This is a genomic window from Marinobacter sp. L-46, assembly GCF_056859535.1.
On sequence record NZ_JBSXOP010000044.1, the window covers coordinates 1 to 21,210 of the forward strand.

The 21,210-nt window shown below is 59.4% G+C and carries 18 protein-coding genes and 1 pseudogene; 8 read left to right on the forward strand and 11 right to left on the reverse strand.

Features of this window, described 5'->3' with window-relative positions; genetic code table 11:
- A pseudogene (locus AC13DJ_RS04795) lies at window positions 1-306 on the reverse strand (IS1380 family transposase); the annotation flags it as partial.
- Between the two features lie 233 nt (window positions 307-539).
- Between AC13DJ_RS04795 and AC13DJ_RS04800 the strand changes: the two are divergent.
- From AC13DJ_RS04800 to AC13DJ_RS04810, 3 genes are read left to right on the forward strand one after another with little or no spacing between them, the layout of a single operon-like run.
- A complete protein-coding gene (locus AC13DJ_RS04800; RefSeq protein WP_474540917.1) occupies window positions 540-1,904 on the forward strand; it encodes a CmpA/NrtA family ABC transporter substrate-binding protein in 1,365 nt (454 codons plus the stop codon).
- A 13-nt stretch (window positions 1,905-1,917) separates the two neighbouring features.
- Complete coding sequence (locus tag AC13DJ_RS04805; protein ID WP_482933745.1) at window positions 1,918-2,910, forward strand: ABC transporter permease; 993 nt, start codon at window positions 1,918-1,920, stop codon at window positions 2,908-2,910.
- Window positions 2,903-3,763, forward strand: a complete 861-nt coding sequence (locus AC13DJ_RS04810) for an ABC transporter ATP-binding protein (RefSeq protein ID WP_482933746.1) — start codon at window positions 2,903-2,905, stop codon at window positions 3,761-3,763. The genes AC13DJ_RS04805 and AC13DJ_RS04810 overlap by 8 nt, the downstream gene beginning before the upstream one ends.
- Window positions 3,764-3,807: 44 nt before the next feature.
- Here the strand turns inward: AC13DJ_RS04810 and AC13DJ_RS04815 are convergent, their stop codons facing one another.
- On the reverse strand, window positions 3,808-5,106 hold the full coding sequence (locus tag AC13DJ_RS04815; RefSeq protein WP_482933747.1) for a nitrate- and nitrite sensing domain-containing protein: 1,299 nt from the start codon (window positions 5,104-5,106) through the stop codon (window positions 3,808-3,810).
- 346 nt (window positions 5,107-5,452) lie between these two features.
- On the opposite strand from AC13DJ_RS04815, the gene AC13DJ_RS04820 reads away from it, so the two are divergent.
- The 4 genes from AC13DJ_RS04820 to AC13DJ_RS04835 all read left to right on the forward strand — a co-directional run bounded on the left by AC13DJ_RS04820 (window position 5,453) and on the right by AC13DJ_RS04835 (window position 11,230).
- Entirely contained in the window at window positions 5,453-6,682 is a 1,230-nt protein-coding gene (locus AC13DJ_RS04820; RefSeq protein WP_482933748.1) for an NAD(P)/FAD-dependent oxidoreductase, read from the forward strand.
- 27 nt (window positions 6,683-6,709) lie between these two features.
- The gene (gene nirB, locus AC13DJ_RS04825; RefSeq protein ID WP_482933749.1) at window positions 6,710-9,217 is read left to right on the forward strand and encodes a nitrite reductase large subunit NirB; all 2,508 of its coding nucleotides are present in this window, start codon (window positions 6,710-6,712) and stop codon (window positions 9,215-9,217) included.
- 170 nt (window positions 9,218-9,387) lie between these two features.
- Window positions 9,388-9,756: a nitrite reductase small subunit NirD gene (gene nirD / locus AC13DJ_RS04830; protein WP_474540922.1), complete on the forward strand. Its 369-nt coding sequence runs from the start codon at window positions 9,388-9,390 to the stop codon at window positions 9,754-9,756.
- A gap of 106 nt (window positions 9,757-9,862) precedes the next feature.
- Window positions 9,863-11,230 carry a WS/DGAT/MGAT family O-acyltransferase gene (locus AC13DJ_RS04835; RefSeq protein ID WP_474543560.1) on the forward strand — a complete coding sequence of 456 codons (1,368 nt, stop codon included), beginning with the start codon at window positions 9,863-9,865 and terminating at the stop codon, window positions 11,228-11,230.
- Here the strand turns inward: AC13DJ_RS04835 and AC13DJ_RS04840 are convergent, their stop codons facing one another.
- Window positions 11,231-11,638: an NINE protein gene (locus AC13DJ_RS04840; RefSeq protein WP_474539646.1), complete on the reverse strand. Its 408-nt coding sequence runs from the start codon at window positions 11,636-11,638 to the stop codon at window positions 11,231-11,233.
- A gap of 389 nt (window positions 11,639-12,027) precedes the next feature.
- On the reverse strand, window positions 12,028-13,134 hold the full coding sequence (locus AC13DJ_RS04845; RefSeq protein ID WP_474539648.1) for a helix-turn-helix domain-containing protein: 1,107 nt from the start codon (window positions 13,132-13,134) through the stop codon (window positions 12,028-12,030).
- A gap of 231 nt (window positions 13,135-13,365) precedes the next feature.
- On the opposite strand from AC13DJ_RS04845, the gene AC13DJ_RS04850 reads away from it, so the two are divergent.
- The gene (locus tag AC13DJ_RS04850; RefSeq protein WP_474539650.1) at window positions 13,366-14,259 is read left to right on the forward strand and encodes a metal-dependent hydrolase; all 894 of its coding nucleotides are present in this window, start codon (window positions 13,366-13,368) and stop codon (window positions 14,257-14,259) included.
- Between the two features lie 37 nt (window positions 14,260-14,296).
- On the opposite strand, the gene AC13DJ_RS04855 is transcribed toward AC13DJ_RS04850, so the two are convergent.
- From AC13DJ_RS04855 to AC13DJ_RS04885, 7 genes are all read right to left on the reverse strand, one after another.
- Window positions 14,297-15,247: a helix-turn-helix transcriptional regulator gene (locus tag AC13DJ_RS04855; protein ID WP_474539652.1), complete on the reverse strand. Its 951-nt coding sequence runs from the start codon at window positions 15,245-15,247 to the stop codon at window positions 14,297-14,299.
- The gene (locus AC13DJ_RS04860) at window positions 15,248-16,954 is read right to left on the reverse strand and encodes a winged helix-turn-helix domain-containing protein (RefSeq protein ID WP_474539654.1); all 1,707 of its coding nucleotides are present in this window, start codon (window positions 16,952-16,954) and stop codon (window positions 15,248-15,250) included.
- Window positions 16,955-17,055: 101 nt separating this feature from the next.
- Complete coding sequence (locus AC13DJ_RS04865) at window positions 17,056-17,853, reverse strand: DUF2156 domain-containing protein (protein WP_474539656.1); 798 nt, start codon at window positions 17,851-17,853, stop codon at window positions 17,056-17,058.
- On the reverse strand, window positions 17,850-18,125 hold the full coding sequence (locus AC13DJ_RS04870; RefSeq protein ID WP_482933750.1) for a hypothetical protein: 276 nt from the start codon (window positions 18,123-18,125) through the stop codon (window positions 17,850-17,852). The genes AC13DJ_RS04865 and AC13DJ_RS04870 overlap by 4 nt, the downstream gene beginning before the upstream one ends.
- A 142-nt stretch (window positions 18,126-18,267) precedes the next feature.
- Window positions 18,268-19,047, reverse strand: a complete 780-nt coding sequence (locus AC13DJ_RS04875) for a class II glutamine amidotransferase (RefSeq protein WP_474539660.1) — start codon at window positions 19,045-19,047, stop codon at window positions 18,268-18,270.
- Window positions 19,048-19,096: 49 nt separating this feature from the next.
- Complete coding sequence (locus tag AC13DJ_RS04880; RefSeq protein WP_474539662.1) at window positions 19,097-20,203, reverse strand: GGDEF domain-containing protein; 1,107 nt, start codon at window positions 20,201-20,203, stop codon at window positions 19,097-19,099.
- Between the two features lie 93 nt (window positions 20,204-20,296).
- The gene (locus tag AC13DJ_RS04885; RefSeq protein WP_474539664.1) at window positions 20,297-21,112 is read right to left on the reverse strand and encodes an SDR family NAD(P)-dependent oxidoreductase; all 816 of its coding nucleotides are present in this window, start codon (window positions 21,110-21,112) and stop codon (window positions 20,297-20,299) included.
- Window positions 21,113-21,210: the final 98 nt, after the last annotated feature.

Below are 21,210 nucleotides of genomic sequence, written 5' to 3' on the forward strand. Positions count from 1 at the left end.
TTGAGCGTCTTCATCAAATCGCTGGCGCAACCGGGCCGACGATGGCGATTGCTTGATGCCCAGCGCAGACTTGAAAAATGGGTCCGTTCGAACCGGCTCGACCGCCTCGAAGTCACTCTTGCCCAGCGTGATCAGGCCAAGGTAGGTTCGAATCAGCTCAATGTTCGGAATACCGTGCCGCTTGACGACGGTGCGGGCGGTTTTGGTGAGCGATGTATGCCGGTTCAGGCAATGACCGACCAGGGCCAGCCCGCCGTTGGGTGTATAGACTTCAGTTCGGGATTGCTGGAGAGTGAAGGTACGCATGAGCCGAAAGCACTAACTGGGTGAATGGGTGTCAGATGCTATTATATCGCTCTAAGCCTTGTTATTGCAGGCTTTGGGCGTGAGTTCAGCTCGTTGAAGTCACGGATTCAGGAATTAGTGAACCATCACGACATCACAGCTCTCATTTACAGGCATCGGCGCCTGCTCTCCGGCAACGGAGGCAGGCGCTTTTTTTTTGCGCGTCTGGAATGAAAGAACCGAGAGGCATCCCGATGAAGACAGTGAACCATTATGTTCGACCTTTACTGACCGCCACCCTGATCGGTCTGAGTTCCCTGGCCCAGGCCGAGATTGGCCCGGCGGAGAAACCCGACCTGAGGCTTGGCTTCATCAAGCTCACGGATATGGCCCCGCTGGCGGTTGCCTGGGAACAGGGCTACTTCATGGACGAGGGCCTGTTCGTGGAGCTCGAAGCCCAGGCGAACTGGAAGGTGTTGCTGGACCGGGTGATCACCGGCGAACTGGACGGTGCGCATATGCTGGCCGGCCAGCCGCTGGGCGCCTCCATAGGCTATGGCACCCAAGCCGACATCATCACCGCCTTCAGCATGGACCTCAACGGCAACGGCATTACCGTGTCCAACGATGTCTGGGAAGCGATGAAACCGAACCTGGAGATGGAAGGCGAGCGTCTGGCCCACCCGATTTCAGCCAGCGCCCTTAAGCCCGTGGTGGAGCAGACCCGTGCCAATGGCGAGCGCTTCCGCATGGGCATGGTGTTTCCGGTGTCCACCCACAATTATGAACTGCGTTACTGGCTGGCCGCCGGTGGCCTGAATCCCGGCTTCTACGCGCCCCAGCGCGGTGACACCAGCGGCACCCTCGAGGCCGACGTGCACCTTTCCGTAACGCCACCGCCGCAAATGCCGGCCACCATGGAAGCGGGCACCATCCAGGGCTACTGCGTGGGTGAACCCTGGAACCAGCAGGCGGTGTTCAAGGGCATCGGTGTGCCGGTGATTACCGACTACGAAATCTGGCCCAACAACCCGGAAAAGGTATTCGGGGTGACCGAATCCTGGGCGGAGCAATACCCCAACACCCACCTGCGTTTACTGCGGGCGCTGATCCGCGCCGCTTACTGGCTGGACGAAAACCAGAACGCCAACCGGGAAGCCGCCGTGGACATTCTGGCGCGTCCCAGCTACGTGGGGGCCGACAGGGAAGTCATTGCCAACTCCATGACCGGCACCTTCGAGTATGAAAAGGGCGATGTCCGGGAAGTACCGGATTTCAACGTCTTCTTCCGCTACCACGCCACCTACCCCTATCCGTCTGATGCGATCTGGTACCTGAGCCAGATGCGTCGCTGGGGACAGATTCCCGAGGCGAAATCCGACGACTGGTACATGAAGACCGCAGCCCGGGTGTATCGGGGCGATCTTTACGCCGAAGCCGCCCAGTCACTGATCGAGGACGGCCTGATGACCGCCAGTGACTTCCCGGACTTTGCCCAGGAGAACTTTGAACGTCCAATGCAGGGTGAGCTGATTGACGGTGTACCGTTCACTCCGCGCCAACCCAACGCCTACATCGATCGTTTCAGTATCGGCCTGAAAGGGTCAGAGACACCGTGAGGGAGGGCTAAAAATGACTACGTTAAGTGCAAGAATCGGTCAGTCCATGGCCAGTGGCAGCCGCCAGCTGCTTTCCGGTATGCATCCGCGCGAATGGCTCACGCGGGGCAAAGAGCTGCTGTTGCCGCTGGTTGGTATTCTGCTCTTCCTCGGCTTCTGGCACCTGGCCGCACCGCAGGTGGAAACCTCCCTGGGGGCTTTCCCCGGCCCGGTGCAGGTGTGGGAGCAATCCGGACAACTGTGGCAGGAGCACGCCAGCCAGCGGGAGCGGGCCGATAAGTTCATCACCATGCAGGAGGAGCGTAATGCCCGCATTCTGGCCGACAATCCGCAGGCAGACGTCCGCATCCGGGATTACCCGGGCGCGCCCACCTTTCTCGACCAGGTGGTCACCAGCCTACTGACCGTACTGGCCGGTTTCGCCCTGGCGTCATTGATTGCAGTGCCGTTGGGCATTGTCTTTGGCCTGAACCGGTACTTCCAGGCTGCGGTGAATCCCCTGATACAGATCTTCAAACCGGTCTCTCCGCTGGCCTGGCTGCCGCTGGTGACCATGGTGGTGTCCGCCACCTATGTCAGTGACGATCCGATGTTCGAGAAGTCGTTCCTGACCTCGATGATTACAGTCACCCTGTGCAGTCTGTGGCCGACGCTGATTAATACCAGTGTTGGGGTAGCCGCAGTGAGTCCCGATCTGCTGAACGTCTCCCGGGTACTGCGGCTGTCATTCTGGACCCACGTGCGCAAGGTGGTTTTGCCTTCGTCGGTGCCGATGATCTTTACCGGCTTGCGGGTGTCGCTGGGTATTGCCTGGATGGTGCTGATCGCCGCTGAGATGCTGGCGCAGAGCCCGGGGCTGGGTAAGTTCGTCTGGGATGAGTTCCAGAATGGCAGTAGCCAGTCTTTGAGTCGGATTATGGTGGCGGTGCTGGCCATCGGGTTTATCGGGTTTTTGCTGGATCGGGTAATGCTGTTAATTCAGAAAAAGATGGCATGGAATGAATAAGACACATCTGGAACTAACCGGAGTCGAGATGGCGTTTGATACGCCGAAAGGACCCTTCGTTGCCCTGGACAACGTGAACTTGAAGATCCAGAAAGGGGAGTTTGTTTCACTGATCGGCCATTCCGGCTGCGGGAAATCAACGGTGCTTAACATTGTTGCCGGGTTACTGCAGGCCTCCAGGGGTGGCTGTGTGCTGGATGGGCATGAGGTAAATTCCCCCGGCCCCGAGCGGGCGGTGGTGTTTCAGAATCATGCCCTGATGCCTTGGTTAACGGTGTATGAAAACGTGGAACTGGCGGTCCGGCAGGTGTTTCGCAAGTCGATGACCCGGCAGGAGCGCAAGGACTGGATCACCCATAACCTGGAACTGGTGAATATGGCCCACGCCGCCAACAAGCGGCCTGGCGAGATTTCCGGGGGGATGGCGCAGCGGGTGGGTATCGCCCGGGCACTGGCCATGAAACCCAGTGTGTTGCTGATGGATGAGCCGTTCGGGGCGCTGGATGCCCTGACACGGGCCCATTTGCAGGATTCACTGATGGAAATTCAGCAGGAGCTGAACAATACCGTGATCATGATTACCCACGATGTGGACGAGGCGGTGCTGTTGTCCGACCGCATTATCATGATGACCAACGGCCCTGCAGCCACGGTGGGGGAGGATCTGCACATTGATCTGCCAAGGCCTCGCAATCGTGTGGCCCTGGCGGATGATGCCAAATATGTGCATTACCGGCAGGAGGTGTTGTCGTTCCTTTACGAGAAGCAGCGCAAGCTGGAGTCACTGAACAGTCGCCGCGGCAGCAGTGCAAAACCCGAGGCGCCGGCAGCAAAACATTCAGCTTCGGCCTGACTTTATGCCGGGGCGGGGCGCCCCGTCCCGGCCTGGTTCAAGTATCAGCTTAAGACCCCTGCCATGGATACCAGTGCCCGGGCGACTTCGGGCAGTCGCTTGCCCTGGTCCATGGCCAGTTTTCGCAGCAGGCGGTGGGCTTCGTCATTGCTGATGTTGCGGTGTTCCATCAACAGCAGGACGGCCTTTTCCTGGGTACGACGATCTTCCAGAGCTTCTTTGGCACTCTGCAATTCTTCAGACATCTGGCGCAGGCGGCGGGTCTGTTCCTGGACCAGGTCAAAGATGGATCGGCCTGATTGCTGCCCGACACCTTCCCCGGCCCACGCGTCGGCAGCTCCGGCCTCTACACCGTTATCGCACACCACCAGCACGGGCGTTGTGGAGGCATGGCGTTGTTCCAGCGAGGCCAGCAGGGTTTCCTGGTGAGCCAGGGAATGGCGGGCTTCGGTGTAGCGTTGAACGCAGCGATGGTGAAAGGCGCTCTCCACCGAATCCTCAATCTTCTTCAAATCGTCCATACGGTCGGTCATCAGGTTAAACCAGCGGTCGGCCATCTCGTTATCCAGGGACTTGTAACGCCCGACCGAGACGGCCGTCTGTCGCATCCGCTCGATTTCCAGTTCCCGCGGGTGAGCGCGCAGGGCTTGCCAGAGCGACAGGCTGTCTTCGTTAGCAAAGCCGATAAACACCTCAAAGCACCGTTCCTGTGCTTCAACCAGGTGCATCATGCGCCGGGACAGTGCGTTATCGAAGTGCCCGCTGGAGAATCCCGCCGAGCCTGCGGCCCTCTCCTGACCGCAGTATTCCTTGCCATTCATCACATGCACCATGGCTACCAGCAGGCCGGCGATAGAAGGCTCGGCCACGGTTTCAGCCGCCTCGAAAACCACGGTAATCAGTTGATGAATACTGTCGCAAAACCACTCCGTGGCCTCCGAGACACTGGCCACCTGTTCATTCACTCTCTGCCGTAACCCCGGCAATTGATCGAGGCTGTGCAGGGCGCTGGCGATGTGCCCGAGCAGAGGGCTGCTGACCGGATGGGTGGTGAGATCCTCCTGAATGTCTGCCAGTGCCCGCCGGAAGGTGGCGGCCAGTTGGTCGTTCTCGCCGGCCATGAAGGTCCGTTCCCGGGCAAAGCGCTGGCAACCGGACCCCAGATAAAGGTTGGTGGCACCACGCTCCCTTTGCAGGCCATGGACCAGGTTGCCAACGCTCTGCACCAACCGCCCCATCTGCAGAAAGTATTCCAGGTTACGGATCTCACACTGCCGGGAGGCCATCAGGAATTCCGCAGCCGTCGCTGGCGCGGTCACATGGGCATGGCGTTTGTTGTTCATGGTGCAGCTCCTGGTGTCATTACACAATTTGTTCCTGTCTGCCCGGTATGCAGCAATTTACAGGCCACCCCTTCCGGCCCAATCATCGTGCACCTCGCCCCATCCCGGGGCACCCTTTTCACTCTAACCAGCCCGTCTCCTCCATCGATTTACTGTAACTCATTGAATAATAATGGTATGGAAAGTTGGCACGAAGATCGCTAATCCTTAATCAAGGACGACTGTCCCGGCCATGGAATCAGGCCGGACCATCAGATCATTGTTGTTGGCATTGGTGCCGGACCATCTGTTCTCTTCGGAGAGCATGATGCTCCGGCTTTTTTCGTTGCTGGAGGAGTTCAATTCCATGGAACACACACAGGACAACCCGCTGGTGATCTGCGGCCACGGCATGGTCGCGCAGCGGCTGCTGGAGCAACTGGTAGCCCAGGGGCATCCGTTCAGCCGGATTGTGGTGTTTAACGGTGAGCCCTTCGCTGCCTACAACCGGATCCAGTTGTCGTCGGTACTGGCTGATCAGATTCAGGAAACCGGTCTGGAACTGAAACCCTGGCAGTGGTTCCGGAAACACAGCATTGAGGTGCACCAGCACGAGCCTGTCACCCATATCGATCCGGGCCAGCGCCAGGTAACAACCGTCTGTGGCCGCATTCAGCCCTACCACACGCTGGTGCTGGCCACCGGAGCGCGCCCCTCCCGCCCTGGCCTCCCAGGTGAAGACCTTGACGGCGTGATGAACTTCCGGGATCTGGCCGACACCCGCACGCTGATCCGGCAGGCGAAGACACACCGTCGGGCCGTGGTGATCGGCGGCGGCTTTCTCGGCCTGGAGGCGGCCGAAGGGCTGCGGGCCCGGGGCATGAAGGTTACGGTTCTGCACCGCAGCGGCCACCTGCTCAACCGCCAGCTGAACCCCATCGCCGGCGATATTCTGCGGCGTAGATTACAGCAACGGGGGCTGAATATCCGAACCGGCACCTCGCCCGTCTCCCTGCTCGGCAGGCATCAGGTCCGCGCCGTGGAACTGGGCGACGGAACGGTTCTGGCCACTGACCTGGTGGTTATTGCCACCGGTATTACACCTAACAAGGGATTGGCCGCTGACGCCGGCCTCACCTGTGACCGGGGTGTTCGGGTCGATCCGCACCTGATGACGTCCAGCCCGCATGTCTACGCACTGGGTGAGTGCTGCCAGTTTCATGACCACACCTTTGGCCTGGTCGAGCCGGGTTACGAGCAGGCGCGCATCCTCGCACAGCATCTTTGCCAGGCGCCGGGCGCCGGGACATTCGAGCCCGGAGAAGTGGCCACCCGCCTGAAGATCAGTGATCTGGCCATTTTTTCCTGCGGCCGCATAGCCCCGGGTGAACACACCGAACTCATTGAGTGGCAGGACCGGACACGGGCCGTATACGGCCAACTGCTGGTGGATGGCAACCGGCTGACCGGGGCCATCCTGCTGGGCGACACCACCAACAGCCTCTGGTACAGCCAACTAATTCGCTCCGGCGCCAACATTTCCCGCTATCGGGACACCATCGCCTTCGGCAAACCCTATTGCGACGCAGCGGCCTGAGCCGTTGCCATGAGAGAGGACAACACCATGAGTAAACAAACCCTGATTGTGATCGGCAACGGCATGGTTGGTCATCACTTCCTGGAGCAATTCACCCAGTCGCCGGCTGCCGGGAGTTTTAACATTCTGGTGTTCGGGGAAGAGAAGCAACTGGCCTACGACCGGGTGCATCTGTCGGAGTACTTCAGCGGCTCCAGCCATGCGGATCTCGCGATGGGCACGGCAGACTGGTATGCGGAGCAGGGCGTTGATCTGCACCTGAACGAGCCGGTTACCGCCGTCGACCGGGACGCCCGGGTGATAACCACCGCCAAGGGCGTCTATCCCTATGACGAACTGGTACTGGCCACCGGCTCCTATCCGTTTGTACCGCCGATTGAAGGCAACGACCGGGACGGATGCTTCGTGTACCGCACCCTGGACGACCTGGACGCCATTCAGGCCAGCGCCCAATCGGCAAAAACCGGCGTGGTGGTGGGCGGCGGTCTGCTGGGGCTGGAAGCAGCCAATGCCCTGAAAAGCCTCGGCCTGCAGGCCCATGTGGTGGAATTCGCCCCGCGCCTGATGCCGGTGCAGCTGGACGATCAGGGTGGCGCCCTGTTGCGTCAGAAGATCGAGGACCTCGGCGTACAGGTGCACACCGAGAAAGCCACCACCGCCATCGTGCCGGGAAGCGGTGCGCGGCTACGGATGAATTTCTCGGATGAGAGCCATCTGGAGACCGACCTGATTGTGTTCTCCGCCGGCATCCGCCCCCAGGATACCCTGGCCCGGGCCTGCGGTCTGGAGGTGGGCGAGCGCGGTGGCATTGTGGTCAACAATCAATGCACCACTTCCGACCCGAATATTCATGCCATCGGCGAATGCGCACTCTGGAATAACCGCATTTTTGGCCTGGTGGCGCCGGGTTACACCATGGCCCGCACGCTATCAGCCGAGCTGAACAACGACGCCAGCGCCGCCTTTACCGGCGCCGACATGAGCACCAAGCTCAAGTTGCTGGGGGTGGATGTGGGCTCCATTGGCGATGCCCACGCCCAGACCCCGGGTGCACGCAATATCCGTTTTCACGATGAGCAGGCCGGCCACTACCGGCGCATGGTGGTGAGCCAGGACGGCAAGACTCTGCTGGGCGCCATTCTGGTGGGCGACAACGGCCCCTACGACACCCTGCTGCAATACGCCCTCAACGGCATCGAGCTACCGGCGAACCCGGAAGCGCTGATTCTGCCGGAAAGCGAAGGCGGCGCCCCGGCCCTGGGGGCCGATGCCCTGCCGGATACCGCGTCCATCTGTTCCTGCCACAACGTCACCAAGGGCGATATCTGCGGCGCCATTGACGCCGGTTGCACCGACCTGGGCGGCGTGAAGGCCGAAACGAAAGCCAGCACCGGCTGCGGCGGCTGTGCCGCTTTGCTCAAAAAGGTGGTGGACAGCGAGCTGGAAAAGCGCGGCGTGGAGGTGTGCACCGACCTGTGCGAGCACTTCCCCTACACCCGCCAGGAGCTGTTCCATCTGGTGAAGGTGAACGGTATCCGCACCTTCCGGGGCCTGCTCAAACAATACGGCAAGGGCCAGGGCTGTGACATCTGCAAGCCAACGGTGGGCTCCATTCTGGCCACCTGCTGGAACGAGCACATCCTGGCCACGGACCACGTGCCGCTGCAGGACACCAACGATACCTTCATGGCCAACATGCAGAAGAACGGCACTTACTCCATCGTGCCACGCATTCCGGGCGGCGAGATTACCCCGGACAAGCTGATTGTGCTGGGCGAGGTGGCCAGGGAGTACGATCTGTACACCAAGATCACCGGCGGGCAGAGGGTGGATCTGTTCGGCGCCACCCTGAGCGAACTACCGGAGATCTGGGAAAAGCTGATTGCCGCCGGCTTCGAAACCGGCCACGCCTACGGTAAATCCCTGCGCACGGTGAAGTCCTGCGTCGGCAGCACCTGGTGCCGCTACGGCGTGCAGGACAGTGTGGGCATGGCGATCACCCTGGAGAATCGCTACAAGGGCCTGCGGGCGCCTCACAAGGTGAAGATGGCGGTGTCTGGCTGTACCCGGGAGTGTGCCGAGGCCCAGAGCAAGGACTTCGGGGTGATTGCCACGGAGAAGGGCTGGAACCTGTATGTGTGCGGCAATGGCGGGATGCGGCCGCGGCATGCGGATCTGTTTGCCACCGATCTGTCGGATGACGAGCTGATCCGCACCATTGACCGGGTGGTGATGTTCTATGTGCGCACGGCGGACCGGCTGCAGCGGACGTCGGTGTGGATGGAAAACCTGGAGGGGGGTCTGGCGTATCTGAAGCAGGTGGTGCTGGAGGACAGCCTGGGTATCGGTGAGGAGCTGGAGCAGCATATGGCGGATCTGGTGGAGACCTATCAGTGCGAGTGGAAGACCGCCGTTGAGGATCCGGAGAAGCGTAAGCGGTTCCGGGAGTTTGTGAATGCGCCGTTGCAGAAGGACCCGGTGCAGCGTTGGACTTCGGAGCGGGGGCAGCGGAGGCCAGAGCTCGTTTCCTCCTAACCTTCTGGTTTTGGGGGCGGAGCGCGGGGGCCGGATTCATTTTCTTCTGGAAAAAATAACTCGCTTTGCTCAGACATCTTTTTTCCTGCCAGAAAATGAATCCGGCCCCCACGCTCACAAACATTTGTGGGATAGGAAACTTAACGACCTTGGAATTTGGAGACTTTGCTATGAAAGCTCGGACTTGTTGGGAAGCGGTTTGTACAGTGGATGATCTGGTGGCGGATTCCGGCATTGCCGTCTGGACGGAGGACGGGCCGGTGGCGGTGTTTTATCTGCCGCATCGGTTGCCGGCGTTGTTTGCCATCAGCCATACCGATCCGTTCAGTGGTTCGAACGTGCTGGCCCGGGGGATTACGGGGGATTTGAACGGGGAGCCGGTGGTGGCTTCGCCGTTGTATAAGCAGCATTTCAGTTTGCGTACCGGGCGGTGTCTGGAAGACGAGGGCGTGCAGGTGAGGGCCTATCCGGTGTTGCTGGACGGCAACCAGATTCGGCTGGAGGTGCCGGTGGCTCAGGCGGCGTCGGTGGCGGCCTGAGCCCCTGGGGTCGCTGAACGGACGTCAGCCGGGTTTGTTTGGGTCAATCCGGTGTCGGGCAAGTTGCGGTAGTATCATCTCTATCCTCAACAACACGAGATGCACCGTGAAGCCTCTCAGCCCCACCGACCAATTGTTCCTCTGGCTGGAAAAGCGCCAGCAACCCATGCACGTGGGTGGGCTTCAGCTGTTTTCCTTTCCCGAAAACGCCCCGGACGATTACGTTGCCCGGCTGGCGGAGCAGTTGCGGCAGCAGCATCAGGTAACCGCGCCGTTCAACCGCCGGCTGAGCTACCGGCTGGGCCAGCCGGTGTGGGTGGAAGACGATCAGCTAGACCTGGAGCACCACTTCCGCTTTGAAGCGCTGCCAACGCCGGGTCGCATCCGGGAGCTGTTGTCGTTTGTGTCGGCCGAGCACTCGCACCTGATGGACCGGGAGCGACCGATGTGGGAGGTGCACCTGATTGAAGGGCTGAAAGACCGCCAGTTTGCCCTGTACACCAAGGTGCATCACTCGCTGATCGATGGGGTTTCCGCGATGCGCCTGGCCACCCGGATGCTGAGCGAAAACCCGCACGAAACCGGCATGCCGCCGATCTGGGATATGACACCAAGGGCGCGTTCCGGTGGCGATGATGGCAGCCTGTCACTCTGGCGCAGCGTGGCCCATTTGCTGGGAAGCTCCGGCCGACAGCTGGGCACCATCCCGACGGTAGCAAAGGAACTGCTGAAAACCATCAACCAGGCCCGCAAAGACCCGGCTTACGATTCCATTTTCCATGCCCCGAGAAGCGTGCTGAACCAGAAAATCACCGGTTCACGACGCTTTGCCGCCCAATCCTACTGCCTGACGCGCATCAAAGCGGTCTGCGAAGCCTACGGCACCACGGTGAACGACGTGGTCACCGCTATGTGCGCGTCGGCTCTGCGCACCTATCTGATGAACCAGGACGCCCTGCCGGCAAAACCGCTTATCGCTTTTGTGCCGGTCTCCCTGCGCCATGACGACAGCGCCGAGGGCAACCAGGTGGGGGTAATTCTGGCCAACCTGCACACCGACGAACACGACCCTGGCCAACGTCTGATCAAGATCCATCATGGCATGCAGGAAGCCAAAGACCGCTACCGCCACATGTCACCCGAAGAAATCGTCAACTACACCGCCCTGACCCTGGCCCCGGCGGCGTTTCACCTGCTGACCGGCATGGCGCCCAACTGGCAGACATTCAACGTGGTGATCTCGAACGTACCCGGCCCCTCCGAACCCCGCTACTGGAACGGCGCCAGGCTCGAAGGCATGTACCCGGTCTCCATCGCCATGGACCGCCTGGCCCTGAACATGACCCTGACCAGCTACAACGGTCAGGTAGAATTCGGCCTCATCGGCTGCCGCCGAACCCTGCCAAGCCTGCAGCGGATGCTGGATTATCTGGAAGATGCCCTGGCGGAACTGGAAACTTCCGCCGGGTTGTAATCAGCCGAAACGGACCTCGTTATTGCGTTCGGAGATCTGGCTATTGAGGGTCCAGAAGTCGTACAGCACACCGATGAAAAACAGGCCACCGGTAAACAGGTAAATGATGCCGGTGATCCACTTACCCATGTACATCCGGTGTAAACCAAACACCCCCAGGAAGGTCAGCAGAATCCAGCCAATGTTGTAGTTGATCTCACCATCCTGAAACCGCCTGTCGGCCTCACGGTCCATGGCAGGTATCAGAAACAGATCGATGATCCAGCCAATAAACAGCAGCCCCAGAGTAAAGAACCAGATGGTGCCGGTGATCGGTTTGCCATAGTAAAACCGGTGCGAGCCCAGGAATCCGAAGATCCAGAGCAGATAGCCAATGAGTTTGCTGTGGGTGTCTGGTTTTGTTTCCATCTTCGGTGGTTTCCTTCTGGGTTTGTGCTTTGGTTCTGGTTCCGGCCCTGGCCTTTTTGGGTTGGGGGCTGGCCGGGAGGTTGGATTATTTTTCCCTTGGAAAAAACAACTCGCTGCGCTCAGACATCTTTTTTCTGGCGGGAAAAATAATCCAACCCCCCGTCCGGCAAACTATCAGGGCATAGTCGGGGAAAGACAACAGCAAAAAAATGAAGAACGCAAAAAACAGTCAATTAATTCAAGGTACGCCTTCTCAGGAGTTAACAGGGCGTGGGGTGGTGCCAGAGTTTTTTCTCTGAAAAAGATGTCTGAGCGCAGCGAGTTGTTTTTCAGAGAAAAAACTCTGGCACCACCCTGCGACCAAACTCCAAAGAACGAGGCGCCACAAATCAGGGCCCAACCTCCGGCGCCGGATCCGGTCCATCTTCCCGGAACTCAGAAGCCGATTTCCCGGTCCATTTACGGAATGCCCGACTGAAATTCGACAAGTCCGCGTAGCCCAGCTCATAGGCAATCTCGCTGACCGACTGAGTGGTATAGCGCAATAACTGGATGGCCCGGTCTTTCAGAACCGCTTCCACGATTTCGCGGTAGTTGGTGTCTCGATCCGCCAGCCGGCGCTTCAACGTCCGGGACGACACACAGAATCGCTCCGCCATGGCCTCCAGCGACGGCAAGGGCCCCGGGGTCATTCTCAGCATGTTGCGGATCGCCAGCACGATGTCGCCCTGTTCCTTCAGGGCCTTCTGCAACTCGAACTCGCACTGATCCCTTGCCATCCGGGAGGCATCCGCATCCGCCAGGCGCATGCGGACATCCAGCAACTGGCGCGGAAAAATCAGCATTTCTTCCGGTTGGCCATAGTCGAAGCGCACCGGTAGCTGGCTGGCAAAACGCTGATAATAGGCCGGTTCCGACGTGGTCAGGCGAACCGACACGCCCGGCAGCTTGCCGTCTTCCAGAGCAAAACCCCGGGCTTCCGCATCGGCACGATCAAGCAGCTGCTCGGTGAGCAGAATCAGAGTCGCGCTGACGGTTTCCGCCAGAAAATCGTACAACCCCGGCACATCAAACTCGGTACAAAGCTGCACCAGTACCTGATCACCAGCCAGCGACTGCTTCATGCTCAGAAAAGGCGCCCGCAGCTGCAAGTAGCGGCGAACCGAATCCAGCGCACCTTCAAAGGTCGGGCTGGTCAGGGCAGCAAATCCGAGAGTGCCGTGAATGGTCAGGCGCAGTTCCTTGGCCAGCAGAAAGCTTAACCCATCCTTTCCCGCCAGTTGCAACGCGCGCTGGGCCATTAACACCGCATCGGTCACAAAAATACGGCTGTCGTTGGCCTTGAGATCCTCCGCGGTAAAGTCTAACCCTTCGTAGAGCGTCCGGTCGTTGTAGCCCAACTGGCGCACCGTCTCGGCCAATACCCGCAGATACACGCCAGGCACCAGAAACAAGCCCAGCATCTGCCGTTCGGTGTCTGCTCCCGTTGCTGCCATAGTGTGTCCCTGATATTGATATTTGTCTTGTTCCAGACTGTACCAGAAGCTCCGTTCAGCCACAGTGGGGCGGTTCGCACTTGCCAGGCCGTCACTCAGGCCAATCTATTCTGGGCTGCTGGCCTATTGTGAACGATGGCCGTCCCATTCGCGCATTCTGATGTTCCCTCGACTCCGCCACACTGGACCTATGACATCAGCCAACGCGCTCTGGCGCAAAGGAGTAGGAACATGCTGACAACAACCCAATCGAAACAAGGTGCCCGGGCCTCACACACCCCGGACAATGTCGCCATCAAACCTCAGCGCATGGGCTTCGAGTTTGGCAACGAAGTACCGCGTTACTGGCTGGACAACAACTACCTGATCAGCCATACCATGAACGCGCTGTCTGTGCTCTTCCCCGAAGGTGAGCAGTTCTTTGTGGACTCTGTGCGCGCATTTCGTGATCAGATCAATGACCCCAAGCTGAAAGAGGACGTGCGAGGCTTCATCGGTCAGGAAGCAATGCATTCCCTTGAGCACATCGCCATGAACCAGCATGTACGCGATCAGGGCATGCCGGTTGAGGAAATGGAAAGAGACCTGAAAGTCATCCTGGACCTGGCACGCAAGCTGCCCAAACGGCATCAGTTGGCGGTGACCTGCGCTCTGGAGCATATTACGGCGATGATGGCCGATATGCTGCTGGAGCGGGACGACGTTCGCGAAGACATGCACGAATCCATGCGCCCGCTGTGGGTGTGGCACGCCATTGAGGAAACCGAGCACAAGGCGGTCGCCTACGACGTCTTCCAGCAAGTGGGGGGCACCTATGCCGAGCGGGCCTTCTATCAGTTGTTTGCCACCGCCGCGCTGGGCGTGGTGGCCACCTGGTACACCGGCCGCATGGTGATGAAGGACCGCAAACATTTTACTGTGAAAGATTCCGCCAAGGGCATGTGGCGCATGTGGGGCAGAAACGGCGCCTTTTCCAGTCTGATTCCAGCCTGGGCAGAATATTTCAAGCCCGGCTTCCATCCCTGGGATAAAGATAACAGTGAACTGATCGGTCGTTTCAAGAGCCAGATCCAGCAGTACATCGCACCGCAATACAAGAAGGGTAACCGTCGCACGCTGCAGTGAACAAAAGCCCCCGGGATCAATAACTGCCAGCGGCCGTTCAGTTCATCAAGCCCATCTCCCGGGCCCGGGAGATGGCCCGCACCCGGTTGTCAGCCTGCAATTTGCCATAGATATTGCTGAGGTGAGATTTCACTGTTGCCACGGTGATACCCAGTTGCTCGCTCATGGCTTTGTTGCTCAACCCCGCAGATAACAGCGCCAGTACATCATGTTCCCGCTGGCTCAGAGGCTCGGGCATATCGGTTTCCGAGCAGGGCCGATCGGCCGATGACCCTGACCGGAGCGAAAGCTCCTGATCATGACGCAGTTCAAGAACCCTGCAGGCTTCCTGCCGGGACCAGCCTTGTCGACGGCACTCTTCAAGAACATCATCGAGCCGGAGCTCGGCATCGAGAAAGGGCCGCAGCAGGCCTCTGGGCACCGAAACCGACAGTTGTTCCGCCAGCAACCTGGCAGCGCCGGGCAGGTCCTGATCACGAAATGCGCAAAGCAACACCCGAACCAGGTTCACGTGGCACACGACCAGCTGAACACCACCGGCCATGGCGTCTGCTTCCAGTTGTTGCAGCGCCTCGGTCACGTCTGCGCCTGTCAGTAACTCGCCAACGAGCCTGAGCAATCGCTCATGCAGGCTGCTGAAACGACTGGTGGTGCGGGCGCTCCCGTCCGAGCCGGCCCAGACCATCAACGGGAAGGCGTTGCCGGCACTCAGCTGGGCCAGCGACTCCAGCGCAGCCGGTTGAGGAATGTTGTGGGACCAGTCCTCAAGAGCCATCTGCTGATGCAGCTCCCAGATCTCTTGCAACTGGCTCCGCCATTGCTCTTCATTGCCGGTAATCATGCCGAGCCGAAATAACTCAAACGCCAGGTACAACCGGTCGAGCAATGTCATCCGTTCGGGGGCCAGTTGACTAGCCTCTTCCAGGCACATACGAGCACGTTCAAGCTCATGTCGCTCCAGCGCCAGCAAGCCTTCCAGGTAGGCCAACTAACCCGCCTGCTCTTTCGCCGGCGGCCCACCCACCAGGCGTTCACAAGCTCGCTGAAAAACCCGCTGGGCGTCGTCTGCGCAGCCACCCTGCACCATGACCGGCACCAGAATCGCCAGGCACCGAATGGCACACAGCCCGTCTTCCAGCTCCAGTGCGCCGGCAAGCGCTTTACCGAGCATCATCCGGGCGGAATCCATCCGCGCATCCATAAAGGCGTCAGCACCCAGGGTGTACAGCCCCCAGTTATGCAGGCTGCCACGCCCCGGCGTCAGCTGTTCCGACACCTGAACAATTGAGGTCTGAGCAGCAGCTTCCCTTCCGGTGAAGCGGGCCGCAGGCCAGGTCAACAGCAGTGCAATAAACCGCAAAGTGTCTGGATCAGAGCCAGGGCGCTGGTCCAGCAGCGCGCCGGCCTGTTCCACCTTGCTCAGCACCGAGTCATATCGGCCATCCATGAAGTCAAACAGTGCCTCCAACAGGACGATGGCCGGAGAAACATTTCGCACCGTTTCCGGAAAGCGTTTCGGCAGGGCCCTGTGCCCGGCCAGTTCATCACTCTGCAAAAGCGCCGGCACCAAGGCTTCCGCTTCGGAATAGCAGTCGGTCACCAGAAACAGTTCAAGGGCCTCGGCTGTCAACCCCGCCTGTTCAAAGGCTCTGGCGCCCGCCATTTGAATCTCTCTGGCCCTGTCCGGATCGGACTGACGGGCCCTCAACCATTCCGCCAGCAAATCGTGTAACCGGTACCAGGTCTGTCCGGAGCCGTAGCGCTGAAACAGCAGGTTGCGCTCACGCATCATTGCGATCAGAGCGGTGGCATCTTCGGCGCTCCGGGCCTGGTTGGCGATATCTGCTGAAAATAGTGGCAGCAGGCTCATATCCATCAGAAACTGCTGCAGGTCCGGCTCCAGCCCGATGAATACCTCCTCCAGCAGGTACTCGGCCAGCGCTGTCCGGCCCCGGAGGTCGTCAGAATCCTGCCCGGGACCGCTCAACCGGCCAGACAGCGCAGACAGTTGCAGCGCTGCCGGCCATCCTCCGGTTCGCTCGTGCAAGTGTGTGATGTCGGCATCCGAAATCTCTGGCTGCCGGCCCCGAATGAACTTGCGGGTGAGCTCCAGATCAAAACACAGATCGGCCGGGCCCAGTTTGAACATTCGATCCCGAGCCAGTAACTGCGCTGTCCGTATCGGTGGGTCGGTTCTGGAAAGGCACAGGATTCTGAGCAAACCCGGTGCAAAGTCGATAAACCGACGGACCTGTTCCAGCAAATCAGGCTGGTCGATCAGATGAAAATCATCGAGCACCAGATAGAGCCTGAGGGGTGCCTGCCAGGTACGCGCATAATCCGCCAGCCGGTTGACCAGCAAGGCGACCGGATCCACCACGGCGTTCGGCTCAAGGGCTGCCAATAGTGTGCTTTCCCGAATGGCAAAGCGTGTGTCCACCCGTGCCAGGGCACTGGCCACAGAGTTCCAGAACAGCGCCGGGGTGTTATCCCTCTGGTCCAGGCTGAACCAGGCGTGGACCGGTTTTCGCTCCTCCAACCACTGGCTGACCAGGGTGGTCTTGCCAAACCCGGCAGGTGCCGAAATCAACGTGAACGGAACGTCTTCCGCCCCGTCCAGCAGCTGTAACCGGGACATTTCGCTCAATAGTCTGGAGGACAGTGCCGGCCGGGACAGTTTGGTTTCGGCAACCATGGGGCTCATCGTCGGTGGTGGATGAGCTTCAGCATAGTCACAGGGTGGCGGCCCGACCAGAGTCATTCCCCCGTTCTGAGAGCCAGGTTCCGAAATCCTGCTCATGGCACTGGCAACAGGCCGGTTCCTTTGAGAAGGGTGGCAACCACCCGGGCACTGCTCATGTTCTTCGTGCAGACAAACCAGGGTGTTTCCCGTCCACGGTATCGGGACTTGTGATAGGCCAGGGGTGCAAATGCATACAGTCGATTGCCGTATCGATAGAGACCATGCTGAGCCCAGCGCAGGCCCTTGCGGTCGCCAGCCCACGGCCGTACTCCATGCAACGGGGCAATACCCAGAGACACCTCTGGCACGCCTTCATCCCGGAACTGGCTCATGGCCTGAAGCACAATATGATCCAGAACACCCAGGCGATTCATCTCCGGTGACGCTCTGAGGATATTGGCGCAGTAGCCCCCGATCCGCCCGTCATGAAACCAGGGATCAAAAAACACATAGCCAGCAAGCTGGCCATCAATATAGGCGTAGAATTTTCGTACGCCCCACTCATCGCCGAACACCGGCGGACGGGTCAGTAATCCCAGTTCCCGCTCCTTGACCGCTTTGCGCTCACGCCAGGCGTCGGAAACACCGGCCACCTGATGCCAGTCAACGTCCTGCCCCTCCTGCTCCCGCACTGTCACCGCACAGCGCCGGTGCAGGTTGCGGGCATGGCGAAGTTGTTTCATGGCCTTGCCCCGCAGGGAAAAGCCCGCCAGATCCACCGAAAACTCGGTGCCCATCATGGTGGCGTCGTAGCCCAGGGCCTTTAACGGCCTGAGCACCGAATCGTCGACACCCACATACATCGGCTGCCCGGGCAGATTACGTTCGAACGCGTGCAGAAGCTCCGTCATCGCCTGCTTCGGGCCAGTGGCCGGGTAGGCACCACGTCCACTCTCTGGCCAAACACCGATACCGGAACATAGGGCACCAGTCCCAGGCCTTGGCTGTAGTAATGGCGGCACGCGGGCTGCAGAGCAAAATAGCTGCTGGACTGACCACCATGCTTGCGAATCAGGAGCTCAGACGTTCGGGGATCACACTGGCCGACCTCCGGAATTCCGGGGCGCTCCAGCAGATCGACCGGGTGCCGGGCCAGCGTTACGGACAGATTGGAAGCAGGCATGGTAAATCCCTTTGTTGTTCTGATACCGCCATTGAGCAAAACTCTTGGCAGCATCCTAACGACAAGGGAGCGGCCGGCCATCCACCAAAGGGTTGAGCCGGGCCCGGGAAAAGCTCGACCAGATCACAGTTCGGGGCAATCTTCAGTTTTCCGGCTGGCCCTTCATAATCACCTCACCTTTGTGCCAGAGCCGCCATTCCCCGGGCTGATAGATATCCCAGGTTTCATCGGTGGTAAGCGGCTCAGTGACAATCACACTGACAATATCGTTGGGCGTGGTTTCAGCTTCAAAATCCACGGTTACATCGGTGTCTTTGAGCCGCGCCGGGCCGAAAGGTGCGCGGCGAGTGATGCTGGCCATCTTGGTGGTGCAGTAGGTGAACAGCCAGTCGCCGTTGCTCAGCAACAGGTTAAACACACCTTCGCGGGCGTAGGCTCTGGCGAGCGCTACCAGCGTCGCCACAATCTGGTCAGTGGTGTCGTCTCGCTGGCAATGGCTCCGGAGGTGGTTGAGCAGATCACAAAACAGCGCTTCGCTGTCGGTACTGCCAACCGGCTCATAGAATCCTTCTGGTGCCCTGAACCCGGACAGCTGCCCGTTATGGGCAAATACCCAGTAGCGCCCCCAAAGTTCCCGGATGAACGGATGGGTATTGGCCAGACAGATCTCGCCCACATTGGCCTGGCGGATATGGCAGATGGCCACTTCACTTTTAATCGGGTGGGTTTGCACGACCTGGGCAAGACGGGAACTGGCACTGGCATCAGAATCATGAAAGCAGCGAACACCCTTGCCTTCATAGAACGCCACGCCCCAGCCATCCTTGTGGGGTCCCGTTTCGCCACCACGTCGGGTCAGGCCGGTAAAGCTGAAACAGAGGTCCGTGGGGGTATTGGCGCTCATGGCCAGCAATTCACACATGGTCGATCGGTCCTTGGCGGAATAAGCTATCTGCCTAAGGATACCCGATTCAGCGGACACCTCCAGCCAACGTACCTGTGGCGCCAGAGGGCCGGGGAGGGTGGGCAGGAGCAACCCGGTTACGGCCCGCGCGTTTGCACCGATACAGATAGCGGTCTGCCACCGAGAACAGGGCTTCGGCCTCACGGCCGTGCTCCGGCCACTGGGCAATACCAAATGACGCCGTCACCCGGATACCCGCCTCACCGTAGCGAAGTTCACGACCCGCAATGCGGAGCCGGAGCTCTTCCATCAGTTCGAAGGCATCGTCCGGCCGAACATCCCGCAGAATCAGGCCAAACTCCTCACCACCTAGGCGCCCGACGAAGTCGGTCGTGCGCAAGCGCTCACTCAGGCACTGACTGATGTGGCGCAGCACATAGTCTCCTGCATCATGGCCCAGGGTATCGTTGACGCTCTTGAAGTGATCAATATCCATGATCACCAGCGCAAACGCGGTACTGCTGCGTTCACTCTCGGCAATCGTGCGCGCCAGCGTGGACTGGAAACTTGCCCGGTTGGCCAGGCCGGTCAGCGAATCTGTCTGGGCCACTTCGACCAGCCGCTGCTCTGCTTCCTCACGCCGGGCTTCGTACATGTGCATGAACATCTGCATCAGGCTGCCGCACAACACCATGTTGAGAAGATCAATCATGCCGTGAGCAGAGCCCACATCTTCTAGAAAGAAGTAGTACACCACACCGCCCAGCAACATGAACGGTACACTCAGGATCATACCTTCATGTTTGCCCAACAGCAGATAAGCCAGCACCGGCATCATCAACACCCAGACGAACGCGGCTACAGAGGCATCGGGTAACAGCATGATGACAATAAAAAACGAGAACAGGGCAACAAGATAGGCGTAAACCCACTGCTGCAGATGAGGCGTGGTTTTCAACCGGGCAGCACCGAAGAACACCAGTGCGCTGGCACTCAATTCAAGCGCCGCCACCCAGGCGTAGCCATTGAAGATCTGGAGGCAAGCAAACGCAACCAGAGCTGAACCCGTCACCAGGAACAGCAGGCGCGCGAGTGACCGACGATGATTATCCCTGAGACCCGAGCGACTCTGTTCCAGTGTCTTGCCCAGGTCCGGATGTTTTAAAATGTTCATGCTGACTCTTCCCTGGATCAGCCTCTGAGTATAGATGGGAAAACCTGACTGTAAAATAACCAACCCGTTTTTCCCGAACGATTCCCGAAACCGTCAGATATAAAGATTCTTACGGGAAAAACGTTCAACCAGCGGCTGGTATGCCGAACCCAGCAGTCGGTTGATGGCGTCAATACCCCACGCATCAGGGCCTACCAGTATGCGGGACTCGTTTTTCAGAATGCCTTTCACGATGATCTCCGCGGCTTTGTCCGGCGTCGTCATGGCCAGTTTGTCGAAGCCCTTGCGTTGCGCTTCGCCGTTCTCGGACTTGCCCATGCGGGCGGCGTTGGCGATGTTGGTGCGGATACCACCAGGGTGCACGCAGCTCACGCTCACCGGTTGGTTCTCCAGTTTCATCTCCTGCCGCAGTGACTCGGTAAACCCACGCACGGCAAACTTGGCCGCGTTATAGGCGCTCTGCTTGGGCACGCCAATCAGGCCGAAGACACTGGAAATATTCACCACATGGCCGTCCCCGGACGCAATCAGGTGTGGCAAGAATGCCCGGGTGCCGTGCGCCACACCCCAGAAGTCGATATCCATGACCCATTTGAAGTCGTCATCGGTCATCTCCCGCACGGTCGCCGACAGTGCGACACCGGCATTGTTGATCACCAGATTGACCTGACCAAAATCTGCCCGTACCTGCTCGGCATGAGCGTATATCGCATCACGGTCAGAGACGTCAAGGCGATAGGAGCGAACTTCGGCACCACCACACGCTGCAACGGTTTCTGCCAGCCCCGCTTCATTGACGTCAGACAGCGCCAGCCGGCAGCCTTTGGCGGCCAACACACTGGCAAGGGCCCGGCCGATTCCGGAACCGGCTCCGGTTACTACAGCCACTTTGTTCTTGAGATCCTTCATGATTACGACCCTCTGTCTTGTTTTTGCCACTGATGCAGGTACTTTAGTACTCCGGTACTGTAACAGTTAGGCTGCCATGCAAAATGGCATCACGTGCC